Source organism: Rothia sp. HMSC068E02 (genome assembly GCF_001813565.1).
GTDB lineage: Bacteria > Actinomycetota > Actinomycetes > Actinomycetales > Micrococcaceae > Rothia.
The window spans coordinates 23,322-41,110 of sequence record NZ_KV812862.1; the positions used below are offsets into that span (position 1 = coordinate 23,322).

General features: G+C 62.0%; 14 protein-coding genes. 5 read left to right on the forward strand and 9 right to left on the reverse strand.

What is annotated here, in order from left to right; translation table 11 throughout:
- Positions 1-8: 8 nt before the first annotated feature.
- From HMPREF2919_RS00105 to ppa, 3 genes are all read right to left on the reverse strand, one after another.
- On the reverse strand, positions 9-233 hold the full coding sequence (locus HMPREF2919_RS00105; protein WP_005504337.1) for a helix-turn-helix domain-containing protein: 225 nt from the start codon (positions 231-233) through the stop codon (positions 9-11).
- Between the two features lie 260 nt (positions 234-493).
- Positions 494-1,321: an S-layer homology domain-containing protein gene (locus HMPREF2919_RS00110; RefSeq protein WP_070665583.1), complete on the reverse strand. Its 828-nt coding sequence runs from the start codon at positions 1,319-1,321 to the stop codon at positions 494-496.
- 233 nt (positions 1,322-1,554) lie between these two features.
- A complete protein-coding gene (ppa, locus tag HMPREF2919_RS00115) occupies positions 1,555-2,040 on the reverse strand; it encodes an inorganic diphosphatase (RefSeq protein WP_005504328.1) in 486 nt (161 codons plus the stop codon).
- Positions 2,041-2,371: 331 nt separating this feature from the next.
- On the opposite strand from ppa, the gene dacB reads away from it, so the two are divergent.
- The 5 genes from dacB (at position 2,372) to HMPREF2919_RS00140 (ending at position 10,838) form a co-directional block, all read left to right on the forward strand.
- Positions 2,372-3,952, forward strand: coding sequence for a D-alanyl-D-alanine carboxypeptidase/D-alanyl-D-alanine endopeptidase (gene dacB / locus HMPREF2919_RS00120; RefSeq protein ID WP_049352723.1), 1,581 nt, complete (start codon positions 2,372-2,374; stop codon positions 3,950-3,952).
- 207 nt (positions 3,953-4,159) lie between these two features.
- On the forward strand, positions 4,160-7,255 hold the full coding sequence (locus HMPREF2919_RS00125) for a DEAD/DEAH box helicase (RefSeq protein ID WP_070665586.1): 3,096 nt from the start codon (positions 4,160-4,162) through the stop codon (positions 7,253-7,255).
- A 528-nt stretch (positions 7,256-7,783) separates the two neighbouring features.
- On the forward strand, positions 7,784-9,025 hold the full coding sequence (locus tag HMPREF2919_RS00130; RefSeq protein ID WP_070665589.1) for an MFS transporter: 1,242 nt from the start codon (positions 7,784-7,786) through the stop codon (positions 9,023-9,025).
- 241 nt (positions 9,026-9,266) lie between these two features.
- On the forward strand, positions 9,267-9,887 hold the full coding sequence (locus HMPREF2919_RS00135) for a hypothetical protein (protein WP_005507641.1): 621 nt from the start codon (positions 9,267-9,269) through the stop codon (positions 9,885-9,887).
- A 219-nt stretch (positions 9,888-10,106) separates the two neighbouring features.
- Positions 10,107-10,838, forward strand: a complete 732-nt coding sequence (locus HMPREF2919_RS00140; RefSeq protein WP_005504316.1) for a metal-dependent transcriptional regulator — start codon at positions 10,107-10,109, stop codon at positions 10,836-10,838.
- Positions 10,839-10,932: 94 nt separating this feature from the next.
- On the opposite strand, the gene HMPREF2919_RS00145 is transcribed toward HMPREF2919_RS00140, so the two are convergent.
- From HMPREF2919_RS00145 to HMPREF2919_RS00170, 6 genes are all read right to left on the reverse strand, one after another.
- A complete protein-coding gene (locus tag HMPREF2919_RS00145) occupies positions 10,933-11,817 on the reverse strand; it encodes a metal ABC transporter permease (protein WP_012902755.1) in 885 nt (294 codons plus the stop codon).
- The gene (locus HMPREF2919_RS00150) at positions 11,818-12,630 is read right to left on the reverse strand and encodes a metal ABC transporter ATP-binding protein (RefSeq protein WP_070665592.1); all 813 of its coding nucleotides are present in this window, start codon (positions 12,628-12,630) and stop codon (positions 11,818-11,820) included.
- 222 nt (positions 12,631-12,852) lie between these two features.
- Positions 12,853-13,815 (reverse strand): metal ABC transporter substrate-binding protein, encoded by a 963-nt coding sequence (locus HMPREF2919_RS00155; RefSeq protein WP_070634657.1) that lies wholly within the window; start codon positions 13,813-13,815, stop codon positions 12,853-12,855.
- 323 nt (positions 13,816-14,138) lie between these two features.
- On the reverse strand, positions 14,139-14,939 hold the full coding sequence (locus HMPREF2919_RS00160) for an exodeoxyribonuclease III (protein ID WP_070634658.1): 801 nt from the start codon (positions 14,937-14,939) through the stop codon (positions 14,139-14,141).
- 196 nt (positions 14,940-15,135) lie between these two features.
- Positions 15,136-15,945: an S-layer homology domain-containing protein gene (locus tag HMPREF2919_RS00165; RefSeq protein WP_070634659.1), complete on the reverse strand. Its 810-nt coding sequence runs from the start codon at positions 15,943-15,945 to the stop codon at positions 15,136-15,138.
- A 497-nt stretch (positions 15,946-16,442) separates the two neighbouring features.
- Positions 16,443-17,771: a glycosyl hydrolase family 28-related protein gene (locus HMPREF2919_RS00170; protein WP_070634660.1), complete on the reverse strand. Its 1,329-nt coding sequence runs from the start codon at positions 17,769-17,771 to the stop codon at positions 16,443-16,445.
- Positions 17,772-17,789 lie beyond the last annotated feature (18 nt).

A 17,789-nucleotide genomic window follows, 5' to 3' on the forward strand; every position in this document is an offset into this window, starting at 1 on the left:
GGGAGGGGTTAGGTGAGGGGGTTGGTGATAGCCAGCTCGATACCGAGCTCTTGGGCGACTTTGAGGACCGCACCAATTGACGGGCCGGGCAACCCACGCTCAATATCGCGGATTGTTTTATCGCTGAGCCCGACCATCCACGCCAACTCCATTTGGGTGATTTTTTCGTACTTGCGGACGGCGCGAACCTGCGCACCAAATTCCTGTGCGAACCCCGTTGCGTCGAATGCCATGGATGTCCCCTCCTCACCGCTACAGAACCTCAGATTATACGAACTATTCTTCGTAATATGCCCATATTAGCACCCCAAGAAGCCCTCCGAGGCTGTTTTCCGAAGAATAGTTCGGTTACACATGTCCTTCCAAGGAACCTCCGAACACAATCAAGGAGCACAGCAAAAGGGGGCGTGCCCACCGCCTCCAGTACGCACGAAAAATCGCACGAACCAGACACGGGAAACACGCCCCCAGCAAGCCCTCCGCTCACCTGCCACTAGGACAGCGACTGCAGACGAGCCACAATCGGTGCCAGCTCTTCATGGTAATCAAGAACCATGAGAGGGGTGAAAATAGTGCGGTACGAAGCGTAATAGAAATCTGGTGTTTCATTGAAATCCCACGGCGTGTACCCGTTAGTGAGGAAACCAGTGTCATACGCCCGGACTTCTTCCCCCTTCGCCAGCGCATGCTGATACATCCAGCTCATTGCTCGATGCAACTCACTACCCTCCTTAATGGGGGCAGCACCCTTCTCCGCACGCACAGCATTCGCCTTATCCAGAGATTCCAGAGCCACCTTGGGGCTACCCGCAGCACGATAAAGGAAGGTAAAGTAGGCGCCACGGCTCGCCGGAGTGTCATAGTGGAAGGAGCCGTCAGACCAACCGGTGGTCAAACCCACGCGGGTTGCCCAGATAGCAACCTTATAGCGCGCATCGCCCGGAGTTAGGTCGGTGTACGGGGACTTCTCCGGCAGGTTCTTCACCTCGGGTGAGCCAGCCAGCTGGTACAGGTACTCCAGCAAGCGACCACGCGAAATGGTCATGACCCCGTTCGGCAACTTATCTTCACTGATTCGGGCCAGCCCAACAACCTGCTTCTTCGTAATCAGGCCGGTACACTCCGCCCACTGCCAACTGTTCATAGCGTTCCTGCCGTATTCGCCGTACATTTCGAAACAGTTGACATTAGCCTTGGGTTCTTCAGTAGGCGGTGCAGGTTTCGGATCAATATGCGCAGCCTGGGCCACGCCCTGACCCATGAAGCCCATAGCCAGTGCCAACAGTGCCGCCGCGCCCCGGGTCGAAAGGTTTTTCTTCATTTTTCTATCCTCGGTGAAAGGTGTGAGATTGGAAGAAGAGTGAATTTCTTTGACCATACTCAGAACCTGCACCCTGCGCAATCAACTACACCTGGCGTGCAGGCGGATGCGGCGAAAGACACAACAACAAAAGGGGGCGTGCCCACCGCCTCCAGCACGCACGAAAAATCGCACGAACCAGACACGGGGAACACGCCCCCTCCAAAACCGGGTGCACCTAACGGTGCGGCAGCTTAGTGACCCTCAGCTGCGAAACGGTCAATAGCCTCCTGGACCATCTTCTCAGCAGCAGCCAGGTCTTCCCAGCCCTCGCCCTTAACCCACTTGCCGGGCTCCAGGTCCTTGTAACGCTCGAAGAAGTGCTGAATCTCAGCCTTCAGCTGCTCCGGAACATCAGCCAGGGACTTGATGTGGTCGTAACGCTTGTCGGTGGGAACGCACAGAACCTTAGCGTCGCCGCCAGCCTCATCGGTCATGTTGAACACTGCGACCGGGCGGGACTCAACCAGCACGCCGGGAACAACGTCAACGTCCAGGATCAGCATTGCGTCCAGCGGGTCGCCGTCCTCACCCAGGGTGTTCTCGAAGTAACCGTAAGCGGTGGGGTACTGCATGGAGGTGAACAGCACACGGTCCAGGCGCAGGCGGCCGGTCTCGTGGTCCACTTCGTACTTCACGCGGGAGCCGCGGGGAATTTCAATAGTGACGTCGAGTTCCATCGGAACCTTCTTTCTCGTGAGTTAGAGTCACTTTCGCGGCGACTTCGGCGCGCAAGGTGCGAAAGTTAGGTGTTGAACTCACCCATTGTAACCCGTTCACGCACACCGAAACCGCGTATTCGGCGCCAAAACCAGCGTAATTTACCACGCTCACACCACAGTTAACATTCCGCCTAGTCCCACGCCCGCCAGCACACCTCGCCGCCGCACCCCGCCGCCATGCCGGGCAGCCCAGATAGGGTTCGTGAGGGGCAGCAGGAGCGCGGCATGAGCATCCCAGCACCGGCGCATAAATTCGATAGGCACCCCATCTGCCCGCTATGCTCAAAAGATGCCTTCCAACAAGCACAACGCCCAGACCACCACCCTCACCCGCCGCGCCGCGCTCACCCTCGGCGGCATGCTCCTCCTCACCGCCTGCGGATCCGCCGCAACCGAACAGAAACGCCCCGAAGGTTCCGCAAGCCCCACCGGCAGCGCAACCGGCAGCCCCACCGCCACCGCCGAGGCGACCGCCTCCCCAACCCCGAGCACCACCCCGACCCTCGCCCCCGCACTGCCCGAAGCAGAGCAGGAACAGCTACGTGCCGCCCTCACCGCGCTCTTCGCGGACGGCACCTACCCGCAGTACAGCCTGCTCGTCACCGGCATGGACGGCAACCTGCCCAGCATTAAGGCAACCACCGCGCCCGCCGACCTGTACGCCGCCAACGCCGACACCGCGCGCGTGCCCGCCTCCACTTTTAAGGTGCTGACCCTGTTCGCACTCAACCACTACGCGAACCTGCAGGCGCGCCTGCGCACCCGCGTCACCCGCGACTCCGCCGGACTGTACCTCATGGCAGGCGGCGACACCCTGCTCGGTGCGGGCGCTTCCAACCCGAAGCAGATTGTCGGACGCGCAGGCCTGACCACCCTCGCCGAGCTGACCGTGAAGGCGCTTCTTCAGGGCGAGAAGCCGACCGCGGCGCTGCCCGTCTACCTTGACGGCACCTTCTTCAGCGGCCCCGGCGTGAACCCCGGCTGGGATGCCGCCGATGTGGCGTCCGGCCAGATCACGCCCATTCACCCCATTGCGCTCGAATCGCACACGGTGCCGGGCAAGTCCACCGCAAGCAACCCGGTACGCCCGGATGATGCGGCGGTTGCCGCCCAGCAGGCGTTCGTGGATGCACTCAACACCGCCGGCAAGGAGTCCGGCATGAGCTTCACCCTCGCGGAGCGCCGCACCGCCCCCGCGGAAGCAGCCGAAATCGCCGCGGTCGAGTCGGCAACCCTGCTGGAGCAGGCACAGCACATGATGCTCGAATCCGACAACGCTCTCGCCGAGGTGCTCGGCCGTTGCGCCGCCGTTGCCGCAGGTAAGGAAGGCAGCGGCGAGGCGGCACAGCAGACCGTGCGCCAGGCGCTCGTGGATGCCGGCGTGAACATTGAAAACCTGGTGCAGGCGGACGTGTGCGGCATGTCCCTGACGGACCGCGTGACCGCCCGAACCCTCGTGCAGGTTGTGGCTCTGCTGAATGCTGATGAGCATGCGGAGCAGCTGATGAGCACGTTCCCGGTCGCGGGCGTGAGCGGCACCCTGTCCGGTCGTTTTGGTGCGGCGAACGCCGTGCACGCACGCACTTTTGTGCAGGCGAAGACCGGCACCTTGTACACGGTGTCTTCGCTGTGCGGTGTGGCGACCCGACCCAACGGCACCCGCCTGATTTTCGCGATTATTCTGAACGATCTGGGCGGTGCGGATGCGCTGCCCGCCGCGAAGGAACGCGTGGACGCGGCGGCGGCGGCGATTGCGAACCGTTCGACTGCGCCGAGTGCTTCTGCCAGCCCCTCTGCGGTAGCGGCGAGCGCTTCGGCGGCGCCCGCGGCGGCAGTTTCTACCGCGGCCGCGGCGAGTGCAGTCTCCTAGTGTGTTCACCCGGATAGCCCCGAAATCCCCCCTAAATCATCCCACTTAGGTTGATTTTCTGTAATGTTTCACGTGAAACCTGAAAATCAACCTCTCGGGGTGAGAGGGGCACGGGGTGCCGACAGACTCCTCAACCGGGACTCGCGCCCGCTCACCCGGCAGGGTTTCACGCCCGCTTTGTTTCTCTCCTCCAGCAGAAAAGTCACCATGGACCTTACCTTCACCCTCGCTGATCTGACCGCTACCTCCGCCTGCGAGCTGCGGCTCTACACCGAGCTTCGGGAGCGTGCGCAGAAGCAGTCTGCCCACCCGACCCACGAGAAGTTGGAGCGCGCCCGCGAAGCGTACCGCGAGTGCCTGCGGGTGCTAACCGAGGGCGGAATGGTCGGCAGTGCAGTAGTCGGCAGTGGAGTAGTTAGCAGTGAGCATGCGGGCGGCACAGCGCACCCGGTGCCCCTGGTGGCGATCTCCGCGGCGGGGCTGACCTACACGGTGGAGCTCGACCGCCTCGACTGCCCGGCTACGGACAGCACCGCCGAGAGCAATACCGCCCGAATCGTCTGCACCCCGCACCTGGGTGAGGCGGCGCATCGGGCACTGTTGCGCGGTGCCCTGGCGGCACACCTACTGACCGCTAGTGCAACCGAGAGCGCCGAGAATGCCGAGAGTGCCGAGAATGCCGCGCGCCTCGACCTTCATCTGGGGCACGGCGCGGAGTCCGAATCGGAGCCCACTGAGCACCACTCCCCCGTTCCTCAACCTCACCGGGTTGATTCGGCGCGTATTCTGCCGCTAATTCGCCTGCAAGAGCAACGTCTCCTGCTGCTCACCCAGGCACTGAACGAGGGTGTAGAACCGGCGGAACTTGCCGAGCGCATCCCCTATTTTCTGACCTGCGACGAGTGCCCGGCGTGCCTGAACGCGACGGCATCTCTTGCCCTCGCGACCGACGCCCCGGAGCTCGTCACCGAAGACATTGCCGAAGATACCGCCGAGAATCCGGAAACTGAGGAGCACCCGGTCATGTACCGGGTGCCCGCCGCGGTGGAGAACGACAGCGAACAGTACCACCTGCAGTGCCTGCTGGATGCCCAGCTCGCCTCCCTGGAGGAGCACGCGGCGGAGCATGGCTGGGGTGCCGGTGAGCTTGAGGCGGCAATGCTGCTGTCCATGACGAATTATCATCGCCGCGAGCGTGCCCCGTTCTGGCGTGAGCACATTCGCCGTCTGGAGGACGGTCCGACGGCGTGGGTGGCGAGCCGCGATTATGCGTACCTTGATCGGGTGCAGGTGCTTTCGGTGGAGCATGCGCATGCTCTTCTGAGAACCCCCGCAGACCTGGAGGCGCTTGCCGCCACAATGAAAGAGCCCACCAAGGTTGAAGACGCCCCCGGCTGGTATCGTGTGCGCGGCGCGCAGGTGCGCCTGTTGCGTGCGCGAATTGAGGCTGATCCGAGCCTGGTGATTGCACCCTCTGACCGTGCGGTTTTTTGTACGTATGAGGCGGGGTTGAGCCCGCAGATTGCGCTGGACCGCATGGAGTCGCAGCTGAATTATTTCCGTGCGTCGAATCCGGGTGAGCGTGTGCCCGCCGAGTTGGCGGCGACCGGTTTCTTTGGCATGCGTGTGCTGGCTGTGGCGCAGGGTGGTTTCCGTGCCGGTTCCGAGGATTCTACGGACCCTGAAGAGGCTGGCGCAGAGTCGGCTGGCGAGTTCTTGGAGGTGCTTCTGCAGGAGCGCATCCGCGTGAAGGATGAGCCGCACGGTGCCCTGCCTTCGGGTATTGGTCCTGGCGATCCGGTGTCTACGGCGACGATTGAGGCGGCTCTGCAGGCTGATGTGCACGGGCTGCTGTTCAACGGCACCCTCATGCCGAGCGACCCCGTGCTTAATGGCCCCGTGCCCGGCGAGGATTCCAAGCCCTCCAATACCCCCTCCTCCCCCAGCACCCTGCCGAGCGTGCTCGATGCGGCGGCTTCGCTGACGGGGGTGGAGAGTGCCTCCACGGATTTGTTGTTCCGCCGCGCGCCGCGCCTGAAGAAGGGCGCCTCGAACGCCAAGAATGCAGAAAATCTACCCCTTGAGGTTGATTTTTCCGCCTCTGACCTGCCCACGGTGGATGCCGTGCACGCGGCGGTTCGCGCTCTCGACCATTCCTATGTGGCGGTTCAGGGCCCTCCGGGTGCGGGTAAGACCTTCCTCGCCTCGCATGTGATTGCGCGTCTGGTGGCTGAGGGTGCGAAGGTGGGCGTGGTGGCTCAGTCGCATGCGGTGATTGAGAATCTCATGTTGGCGTGCTGTGCCCGTGATGGTTTTGATGTTTCGCGTGCGGTGCGTCTGCGCGGTAAGTCGGTGACTCCGGACGCCCCGTGGTCTGAGGTGTCTGATTCTGAGCTGGTGGAGCTGATTTCTGGTGCGGGCGGCCTGCTGTTTGGCGGTACGGTGTGGGATTACGTGAGTGAGCGTCGCGTGCCTGCCGGGTCGCTAGATGTTCTGGTGGTTGATGAGGCGGGCCAGTTCTCGCTCACGAATACGGTGGCGGCGGCTCGTGCGGCTCGTTCGGTGCTGCTGTTGGGCGATCCGCAGCAGTTGCCGCAGGTGTCGACGGGTGTGCACCCGTACCCGGTGGATGTTTCGGCGCTGGGTTGGTTGTCTGATGGTGCGGCGGCGCTGGATCCTCGTTTTGGCTATTTCTTGGGTGAGTCGTGGCGTATGGATTCGGCGTTGTGCGAGCGGGTTTCGTGGCTGTCGTATGATGGCGCGTTGGCGAGCGCGGCGGCGACGGCTGGTCGCGCCCTGCGGGGTGTTGCGCCGGGTGTGGTGTCGTATCCGGTGGAGCATGCGGGTTGTTCGGTGCGTTCTGTGCAGGAGGCGCAGGCGGTGGTGGATTGCGTGCGCGAGTTGTTGGGTCGTGAGTGGGTTCCGGCGGCTGGTGCTGAGCCGCGCCCGTTGGCGGCGGAGGATTGCATTGTGGTGGCGGCGTATAACGCGCAGGTTGATTGTGTGCGTGAGGCGCTGATTGCTGCTGGTTTGGCGGATTCTTCGGGTGCTGGCGTGCGTGTGGGTACGGTGGATAAGTTCCAGGGTCAGGAGGCTGCGGTGGTGTTGGTGTCGTTGGCGTCGTCGCGGGTTGATTCTGGGCGCGGTGCCGGGTTTGTGCTGTCGCCGAATCGTTTGAATGTGGCGGTGTCGCGCGGTCAGTGGCAGGCGGTGTTGGTGCATTCGCCGTGGGTGGCGCGTTCGGTGCCGCAGGATGTTGAGGAGGTGCTGGCTCTGTCGGGCTTCGCGGGCCTGGTGGAGTAGCACCCCTAGTGCGGCCCTTATTCTGCGCTCTTCTACACTCCCCCGCCAGCTACGTTGCGGGGCTGCCTAGTGGGGGCGTTTTTGGCGTGCCCGGAATCGGGTTTAGCTGAGGTTCGGCCGGGGTTTAGTCAGGGTTTAGCCGGGTGGAACCACCAAAAATGAATTATAGTCAAACTAACCCTAATGTCAATACTCAAAATGAGGAAAGTTTTTCAACTAGCGTTCATGTATATGATTCACATCTCTTATAGAATCTAAAGTACCGCGCGACACACTATTTGTGCGGGGGCTCCCGATGAGCCGCCCCGTGCATCCTCAACCACCCCGTGATGACCGGCGGGCCCGTGATGACCGGCGGACTCAGGCAAAAACAAGCGAAAACAGACGAATACAGGCAAATACAGACAGGCACAGCCGACTGTCGGGGTATTCACTCATACGATTGCGCGCTACGAATTGCGCACAATGAACTACGTACGACGGATTGCACGCCGCGCGACACCATAAACCCCATAGTGGAGGTCCCCCATGAGTGTCAACACCGAACTACTCAAGAATAGAGATTTTCGAAATACTCTCTTCGCCATTGGAGCCAACCAGCTCTCAGACTCGATGAGCTATATCACCACGCCCATCATTATCCTGGCGCTGACCGGTTCCCCCGAAGCTGCGAGTATCACCCTCTTCGTCGCAGGTGTTCTCGCCACCTGCGCCGGAGCAGTATCTGGAACATGGGTCGACAGAATCGGCCCCTCAAAGTGCCTGGCGCTGTCCTGTATCGGTCAGTCACTGTCCTGGATAGCGATTCTTCTCTACCTCGTTTTCAACGTCACCAACATTTACGTTTTGGTGATCACGATTTCTCTCGCCGCCATCATTTCCACCTTCGACTACCCGAGTGAACAGTCCATCATCACCCGCGTAGTCCCCAAGGAACATCTGGGGTACGCCTCCGGTATGGGTGAGACGCGCGAGTCCACCGCTAACCTGTTGGGCGGCCCGGTCGCAGGCATCATTATCGGCTTCTCGACTGTACTCATGACCGCAGTTCACGCGGTCGTCAACCTGCTGGCATTCATCGTCGCACCCAAGAGTTACGGCGCTAGTCGGCACCCCGCAGAAGAGGAGGAAGGCGAGAAAACCAGCTTCTGGCAGGACTCAAAAGCCGGTTTCGAGTACATCCTGAAGAACAAGGTGCTGGTGTCCATTGCATTCGTTTCAACACTTGCAAACTTTGGAACGGTCGGCATTCCGCTCACCTTCATCTACTACTACACCCTGGAGGGCGCACACCCGCTCTTCATCGGTATCTTTGCGAGCGCCTTCGGTGTGGGTGTGCTGCTTGGCTCGTTCCTGGTCGGCCCGCTGACCGAGAAGTTTGCGCTCGGCCCGTTGGGTATCACCTCCCTGGCCATCATGTCGGCCTGCTACCTGTTGCTGCCGGTGGTTCATTCGATGCTGTGGGCGGTGTGCCTGCTGATTGTGCTGGCGGGTATTGTGCTCCCCTCCTTCAATTCGAGCATCATTGCGTACATTAACGCGTCCACCCCGGAGCACATGATCGGTCGCGTGCACTCGGTGCAGGGTATCCCGAACATGGCGCTGACCCCGCTGGCTGTTCTGCTGGCTGGGTTCCTCATTGTTGATTGGGGTATTACGTACACGGCGCTGTTCTACGCGGTGTTCATTTTCCTATCGCTGGTGGTGATGGTATTCCAGAAGCCGCTGCGTCAGCTGCCGCATATCTCGCAGGTAACGAACGCACAGTAGTTCCGCGGTAGCCCCGTCTATCAACTCCACTCAACGCCCCCGAAAGCGAATAATTCAACGTGCACTTGCATGAAAATTATTTTCCTTTCGGGGGTGTTCTACGTCCTTTCGAGGATTTCTGCACACAGTGCACGCTCACGATAATTCCCCTTATCAATGCGCATTTTTAGGGGTTTAAATGTTGCCGGTATTACGGCGAACCTTACGCCGCTTGTTGAAGGTTTTACGGCATAATAGGAAGGTGTTCGTTCTAACCTTTATTCAACGTTCCGCACAGCACTCACTCACTGCACTGTCGGACGAACTCGCAAAGCTCAACCCGCGTGTTGCCTTCGCCCAGACATACCCTGACGAAATTCAGGGCGCCTTCGACCGCGCCAGCGACGCACTCCACGCGGCGCTCATTGCCGCGCGCGATAACGGCTTCTGGGTCGGCATCGGAATCGGCGAGCTCAACATCCCCCGATTCGCAGGCGCACTCGGCGCCGTCAGCACCACCGACTGCACCGGCGACGCCCTCGAATTCTCACGCCTCGCCGTCGAAGAAGCACAGGGAGGCGCACCCGTACGCTGCATCAGCGTCAGCGCCGACAACCGCCACCTCGCCGACCTCGCCGCAGGCTCCGCACGCCTGCTCTACCGCGTATGTGCCGACCGCACCGACGCCGAATGGCGCGTAGTAAACCTGCTTGTACCCGGCGTGCGCGGCCAGCAGAAGGCCGCCGCAACCGCACTCGGCATCACCACCCAGGCAGTCAGCCGCACCCTCGTCCGCTCCCTCTGGCACGAGGAGCAGGCGGCACGCGGTGCGCTCATCGAACTGCTGACCCGTATTGACCGTTCGCGCCGCCGCGCCACCTAACCGCCGCCGCGCATCCCTCATTCTTTCGCGCCTGCCAGCCTTTCGTACCTGGTACCTGCCAGCCTTCTGTACCTGCCGGCGCGGAACCGAACACCTGATCCCGCCCGTGATGGTCGCCCCCTGCCAGGGGTGAACTATCCGGGCGGGACGCTTTTTAAGCCCGCGCTGAATACCCTGCAACTCGGCGGGCAAAACCAGAGAAAAGGTAGACTTATCTTTATGCCTCTTTCAGAACTTTCCGTCAGCACCCAGAACTACCTCAAGGAAATCTGGAGCCTCGAAGAATGGACCAAAACCCCTGCCACCGCATCCGCCCTGGCAGAACGCATGGGCCTGCGCATTTCTTCGGTATCTGACGGCCTCAAGCGCCTCGCCGCCGCCGACCTGATCGAGCATCAGCCCTACGGCGCTATTGAGCTTACTGAAACCGGCCGCTCCTACGCGCTGGCAATGATCCGCCGCCACCGCCTCATTGAGACGTTCCTCGTGGAGACGCTCGGCTACACCTGGGACCGTGTGCACGACGAGGCGGAGGTTCTGGAGCACGCGGTATCCGACTTCATGGTGGACCGCATCGACACCCTGCTGGGGCACCCGACCCGCGACCCGCACGGCGACCCGATTCCGGATTCTTCGGGGCATATTAGTTTTCCGCAGACCGTGCCGCTGAGCCAGTGCGAACCCGGCGAAACAGTCGTGCTCGAACGCATTAACGATGATGACCCGCGCCTGCTGCGTTACCTGCAGGGCCACGGTTTTGTGCCCGGCGTGCGCCTACACATTGAGGAGGGTGCGCCCTTCTCGGAGGCGGTGAACGTGAGCGTGGTCGGTGCCGGTTCCGGCAACCTGCACGAGACGGACGCGGCTGGCGCGGTGAAGCCCGGCGGCACCATTATTCCGTTGGGTGCGGAGGCGACCGCCTCCCTGTTCGTGTCCCGCACGGTGCGCTAGGCGCAGGGCGGTAGAGGCACCCTAGAATTTCAGAAAATAGCGCTAGGCGGAGGTCCCGTAAAGGGCCTCCGCCTAGCGCTGTATTGAGTTAGTTTTAGGAAGCTGAGGGCTCAGTTTTCGTTGCGGCAGTGCTGAGTCGGCGGGCACGCATCCTGCCCAGCAGACCGTAGCGCGGGGCAAACACGTACGCCAGGGCGAACAGTATGCCCTGCGTGACGACCACGGCACCACCGGGGGATACATCCGCGTGGTAGCTGGCGTACAGGCCGGTCAGCGTGCCCAGCAGGGAGACTCCCACGCTCACCGCGAGCATCGGCACGAACCGGTCGGTAATGAGGCGTGCGGTGGAGCCGGGGATGACAAGCATCGCCACGACCAGCACCACGCCCACGATCTGCAGCGCCACCACGGAGGTCAGCGCCAGCATAATGAGTAGCAGCGCGCCGAGCAGACGCGGACGCAGCCCCACCGCCTGCGCGAAGCCCGGGTCGAAGGCGTACAGTACGAAGTCGCGGCGCTTGACCAGCAGCACGGCGGCAACCACCACCGCGAGGATAGCGACCTGCCAGACGTCCGACCAGGACACGCCCAGCACGTTACCGAAGAGAATATGGTTCAGGTCGGTATTCGACGGCGTGACCGAAATCAGCACCAGACCGAACGCGAACATGGTCGTGAACACGATGCCGATCGCGGCGTCTTCGCGCACGCGGCCGCTACGCCGCACCCCGCCGATGAGCGCCACAGCCAGGAGTGCGGCAATGACCGCGCCCACTGCGAAGGGCGCACCGAAAATGTAGGCGAGCACCACGCCGGGTAGCACCGCATGCGAGATTGCGTCACCCATGAGCGACCAACCGAGCAGCACGAGCCAGCAGGAGAGCAGGGCGCAGACGGCGGCGGCTATGACGGTGACCACGAACGCGCGGAGCATGAAGGGCAGGGTCAGCGGCTCCACCAGAAAGTTGAGGATGTCCATTTAGTTCTTCCCTTCCGCAGAGCTGTTTGCAGTAGTGCCGGTAGCAGCGACCGGCGCGCCGGCGTCCACTTCCATGCCGAAGGCACGCACCAGGTTCTCGGGGGCGAGCACCTTCTCGGGGGTGTCGTGCATCAGAATATCGCCGCGTAGCAGTAGCGCCTCGTCGGCGAACTGGCGCAGGCTCGCCAAGTCGTGCGTGGAAACCAGCACGGTCGCGCCCTCGTCACGCAGCTGTTCGATGACCTGAATGAGCATCGCTTCGCTACGCTTGTCCACGCCGGCGAAAGGCTCATCCAGCAGCAGCAGCTGGGCGCCCTGAGCGATAGCGCGTGCCACGAAGGCGCGCTTACGCTGACCGCCCGAAAGCGCCCCAATCTGACGGTCGGCAAGGTCGGTCAGTTCCACGCGGGCGAGCGCCTCATCCACGGCGGCACGGTCTGCGGCACGCAGGCGGCGGGTGATGCCGAGGTTGCGGTAGCGTCCCATGCTGACCACCTCGCGCACGGAGATGGGGAAGGTCCAGTCGATTTCTTCGCTCTGCGGCACGTAGCTGACGAGCCCGGCGCGGTGATGGTGCGCGTTCTTGCCGCGGCTGCCACGGTTACCGCCGACGGGCTGCCCGTCGAGGGTGATGCTGCCGGCGTGCATGGGTACGACCCCCATGATGGCTTTGAAAAGGGTGGATTTGCCGGAGCCGTTCATGCCGATCAGGCCGCAGATACGCCCGGTGTCCAGGGTGAAGGATGCGCCAGTGAGGGCGCGGACTGGCCCGTAGTTCACGTGCACATTTTCGCAGCTGAGAAGAGTGCTCATTCCTTGTGTTCTTTCTGGTGGTCACCGTATGCGTGGGGCGGGTGTACTTGCTTGCGTGTTGCTGAGTGGGTGCTGTGTGAGCGAGTGTTAACGGCGTGGGAGGAGCGGAGCCAAGAAGGCGACGCCCCTCCTATCCTATCGGGGGTTTGGGGTTTACCCAGGGTTTTCGATGCCGGGGTTGGCCCGGGTTTATGCCGGGTTTATTCGGGGTTTATGCCGGGTTTAGGAGTTGCCCTTGAGGCCCGCAACGATGGTACGTGCGTCGTAGCGGATCATGTCCAGGTAGGTGGGCACGGGGCCGTTCGCCTCGGAGAGCGAGTCCACGTAGAGCACGCCGCCGAATCGTGCGCCGGTGGCGTCTGCGACCTGGCGCATCGGGTTATCAGAGACGGTGGATTCGCAGAACACGGCGGGAACCTGGTTCTCGCGCACGTAATCGATCGCGGAGGAAATCTGCGAGGGGGTCGCCTGCTGTTCGGAGTTGACCGCCCAAATGTACTTTTCCTTCAGGCCCGCGTCTGCCGCCAGGTAGGAGAAGGCGCCTTCGCAGGTGACCAGTGCGCGCTGGTTCTCGGGCAGGGTAGAGATTTCCTTGACGAGCTCGTCACGCACGCCCTGCAGCTGCTTCTTGTAGGCTTCACCGCGGGACTTGTAGTCGGCGGCGTGGCTCGGGTCGAGGGCGCTAAATTCGCGAATCATCACGTCCACGTACTTCTGTACGTTGCTGGGGCTCATCCAGGCGTGGGGGTTGGGCTTGCCCTCGTAGGCATCCTCGGTAATGGAGATGGGCGTGACCCCCTCGGAGACGGTCACGTGCTTAGCATGGGATTCTTCAACGAACTTCGCGAACCAGGATTCGAGGTTCAGGCCGTTGTCGAGCACCAGGTCGGCGGCGTGCGCCTTCTTCAGGTCGGAGGGGGTGGGCTCGTACTCGTGAATCTCGGCGCCGGGCTTGGTGAGGGATTCGACATTCAGGTCGTCGCCTGCCACGTTGCGGGCGATGTCTGCGAGCACGGTGAAGGTGGTGAGCACGGTCTTCTTGCCGCTGCTGCTCTTAGCGCCTTCGGTGGTGCTGGCGGTGCTACCGCAGCCGGTGAGTACGAGTAGCAGGGTGAGTGCGAGGGCGGCGCAGAGCGCCTGGATGAGGCGGCGTGCGTTGCTGCCTGCGGGGGTGAGAGCGTTCATGAGGCATCCTTCATTGGAAGTCACGGGTTTGAGTATGTGGTTGATGTGTGGAATTTGCCGCGCCGGGACGCTAGGGACACGGTTGTGTCTGCGCAGGCATCATAATGCGCTTTTGCCTGTCGTCCCGGGCGGAATTTAACAATAGTTCGGCTAGCCGAACTTTTCAACTAAGCCACACAGAAAACCTTGAAATATTGGCAGAAACCCAGGGGCAGGCACGCAGAAACACAGGGCAGAAGCACCAGCAGATACAGCAAGGAGGCGAGGGACCCCTCCCCCGCTTCCTTACTGCACGCGGTTCTACGGCAAGCTATACGCTCCGTTTAGTCGGCAATCTCAACCACGACCGGCGTGTGGTCGCTTGCGCCTTCACCGGCGCGCTCCACCTTATCGATCCAGGCACGTTCCACGCGTGCGGCAAGCGCAGGCGAGAACAGCTGAAAGTCAATGCGCATGCCCTCATCCTTGGTGAAGCGGCCCGCCTGGTAGTCCCAGTAGGTGTACTCGCCCGGAGTGTGCGGGCGTACTACATCCACCATGCCCTCTTCGAGTAGGGCGGCGAAGGCGCGGCGTTCGGGTGCGGAAACGTGAGTCATTTCGTTGCGCAGGAAGTAGTCAATATCCCACACGTCGGCGTCTTCGGGGGCGACGTTCCAGTCACCGACCAGGGCGAGCTGCGACTGCGGGTTAGCAGCCAGTTCGTTGTGCACGTTCTGACGCAGCGCCTCCATCCAGCGGAGCTTGTAGTCCATATGCGGGTCGGTCAGGCCGCGGCCGTTGGGCACGTAGAGGCTCCAGACGCGCACGCCGCCGCAGGTCGCACCGATCGCGCGCGCCTCCAGCACCTCGGGTTCGCCGGGCTTACCGAAGTGCGGCTGATTATCGAAGCCGCGCTGCACATCTTCGAGGCCAACTCGGGAGGCGATTGCCACGCCATTCCACTGATTCAGGCCGAAGTGCGCAACCTCGTAACCCATGAATTCGAAGAGGTCGAAGGGGAAGGTTTCGTCCTTGGTTTTGGTTTCTTGCAGGGCGAGCACGTCAACGTCGTGTTCGTCGAGCCAGTCTTCGACGCGGTTCTCACGGGCGCGGATTGAGTTGATGTTCCAGGTGGCAATCTTCATGCCTTCTAGCTTAGCGGGTGCAGAGCAGGCGCCTCTCATTGCGCGGAGGCGATTGCGCGGCGGCATGGGCGCTCGCAATCAACCAGAACAGCACACCGCCCGCCTGCGTAACCCATTGGGTCGCACCGGCGGGCGGTGAATATATGCGCTAGTCAGCGCTGAATCTAGTTAGCACTGAATCTGGTCGGTATTACTCCTAGTCAACGGCGGGAGTGCCCACAACCTTCAGGCCCTTATCGCCGTACGCCTTGAGCATGTACAGGGCGTCGGAGAAGTACAGGGGGCTGGCGGGGTCCACCACGTCTGCCGCGCCGTCACCGTCGCGGTCCACTTCGGGGTAGGCGCCGAGCGTGCGGGCTGCCCAGCGGTTTTCGGTCTTGAACTGCTCAGTCTTCTTGACTTCGGCACGTAGCGGACGGCGGATCTGGCGCAGGCGCGCGGCACCGTCGGGGCTACCTGCGGCGCGATAGAGGAACGCGGCGAGGGTGTGGCGGGTGGCGTAGTCGTCCGGGTGGAAGAGCCCGTCATCCCAGCCGGAGGTGATGCCCGCGTCCGCCGCCCAGATGTAGGCGGGGTAGTCCGGGTCGGTGGTTGCCACATCCTTGTAGGGGGAGGTCTTGGGCAGGTTCTTGACGGTCGGCGATCCCGCCATGCGGTAGAGCATGCGCACCAGCTGGCCGCGGGTGACGGTTGCGGTGCTGTGGCGGCGAGTGACGGTGTATTCTTCGCTGTCGAGGTAGCCGTGGCAGACCGCCCACACGCCGGGGGTGGCACTCATGGTGCCAAGGAAGTTGGCGACGCATTCTACGTAGCTGGGATCGTCCTTGGGCTGCTCTGTCTTGATGACGAGCTGCAGGTTCACTGCGGGTTCTGCAGCGTGGGCGGCAGGCTGTGCGCTCACCGCGGAGGTGACGGGTACGGCACCGAGGGCGAGGGCGAGGGCGAGAGCGAAGGTGCGGCGTGCGCGAGTGGTGGGTGTGAGTGCTCGGGAGATAACCGGAAGCATGGGCTGTCCTTATGTAATTGTGGTTGGGAACCGGCCGGAAGGAACCGATTTTTGGGTCGACCGCGGGGTCGCCAATGGAGCGAATAAGAAAAGGGGAAAGGAGTGCGTTGAGGAATAGTGAGAAGCGGCAATGAATAGGGGCTGACGTGCGGCGATACGCGGTTTTGGTGTGCACCAATGATGTGCGTGTTCCACATACTGTCGCACGGCTATGGCGGTGCACAGTGAATGGACTGTTTTACACCGCCATAGAAAGTTTAAAGTACATATTAATATTTTATTCAATATTTAATTGAGACTTTTATCAACTAAAAATTAAACATTGTTCTAAACGACAAAGCAGCTGCGAATGGTATGTATTCCATTCACAGCTGCTTTGATTTTTAGCTGATATATAGCGGTATAACGCGCCCACTAGGGCACACGCGCCTCCCTCACGATTCACAGGAAAGTCCCGAACCGGTTCGGGCGTGTCTAGTAGCGACCGTCAGCCTCTACTAGCCGCGCATCACGTTATAAGCTTCCTTGGTGAGCTGACCGGCGGGCGAGGTGGAGTGGCGCAGTTCCTCAACCTCAATGACCACGTTCGCGCCAATCTCGCCGGTGATGTACACGCGGCGGCCGAGCATATTACCCTCACCGATGCGGTCGTCCTTGGCGGTACCTTCAGTGATGCGCAGGTCGTAAATCTTGTTTTCAATGTAGAAGCCGTACAGGGAGGCAGGCTTCTCCGGCGGGTTGTAGGAGACGGGCGCGACCATGCGGGTACCGCGCGCGTTACGGCTGATGTACCAGTTGGCGGCCTCGTCGGCACCGGCGGCACCGCTGACGGTGCCAGCCCAGCTGGAGCCTTCCGCTTCGCATCCGATGAAGACGTTGTGCGCCCACTCAACGATCCAGCCGTGACCCGCGTTGGAGCGGGCGGTGCAGCCGATGAACATGTTGCGTTCACCCTGCACGATCCAGCCTGCGCCGGCGTGGCGGGTGGCGGGCTCGTAGAGGGCGTACTTGTTGCTGGTGCGGTGGTTGCTGTTGCTGGAGCAGTTCTCGAACTTAGCCTGCGCCGCGTACACCTCGATACCGGCGTAGGAGCCGCCGCTGAGATTCGCCTCGGCAACGTCGATACCGCGCAGCTTATTGTCTGCCGCGCCGGAGTTCTGGCCTTCGTTGGGGCGGCGGGGGTGACCGGCGGGCTTGCCGAGCAGCAGGCCCTGGTTGAGGGTGCGGCGGATGGTCACGTCGTCAATTTTCATGCCCTGGTCATCCAGACCGAGCACGGCAACGCCGATGGCGGTGTCCCAGACTTCCACACCGGCGATAACGGGCACGATGTCCGGTTCGTTGAGCAGGTCGCCGGTCAGGTGGGTGTGGAAGATGACGCCGGCGACGTTATTCAGCGGGGCAGTGTGCGCATCGAGCGGGTAGCTACTGATGGGGGTATTTGCGGCGTTGGTGCGGATGTGCAGGTTGCGTACGCCCATACGCATGGGCTTGTTGGCGTTGTAGTTGCCGTAGACGGGGGTGGTGTAGCTGCCGACGTGGAACACGCCGGTGTATTCGGTGTGGCCGTTGGCGGTGGTGGGGATGGCGCGGTCGGAGTGCGCGATGACGACGGTTGAGGAGCCGTAGCCGAAGATTTCGACGCGGTGCTTGATGTCGATGAAGGGGTAGGAGACGCGGTAGATGCCGCGGGGTAGTTCTACGGATCCGCCGCCGCGTGCGGCGACAGCGTCGACGGCACGCTGGATGGCTACGGTGGAGTCTTTGGCACCGGTGGGGTCTGCGCCGTAGTTGATGGCGTTGATGCTCATGGGCGTATCGGGCATGAGGGGCTCAATTCTTTC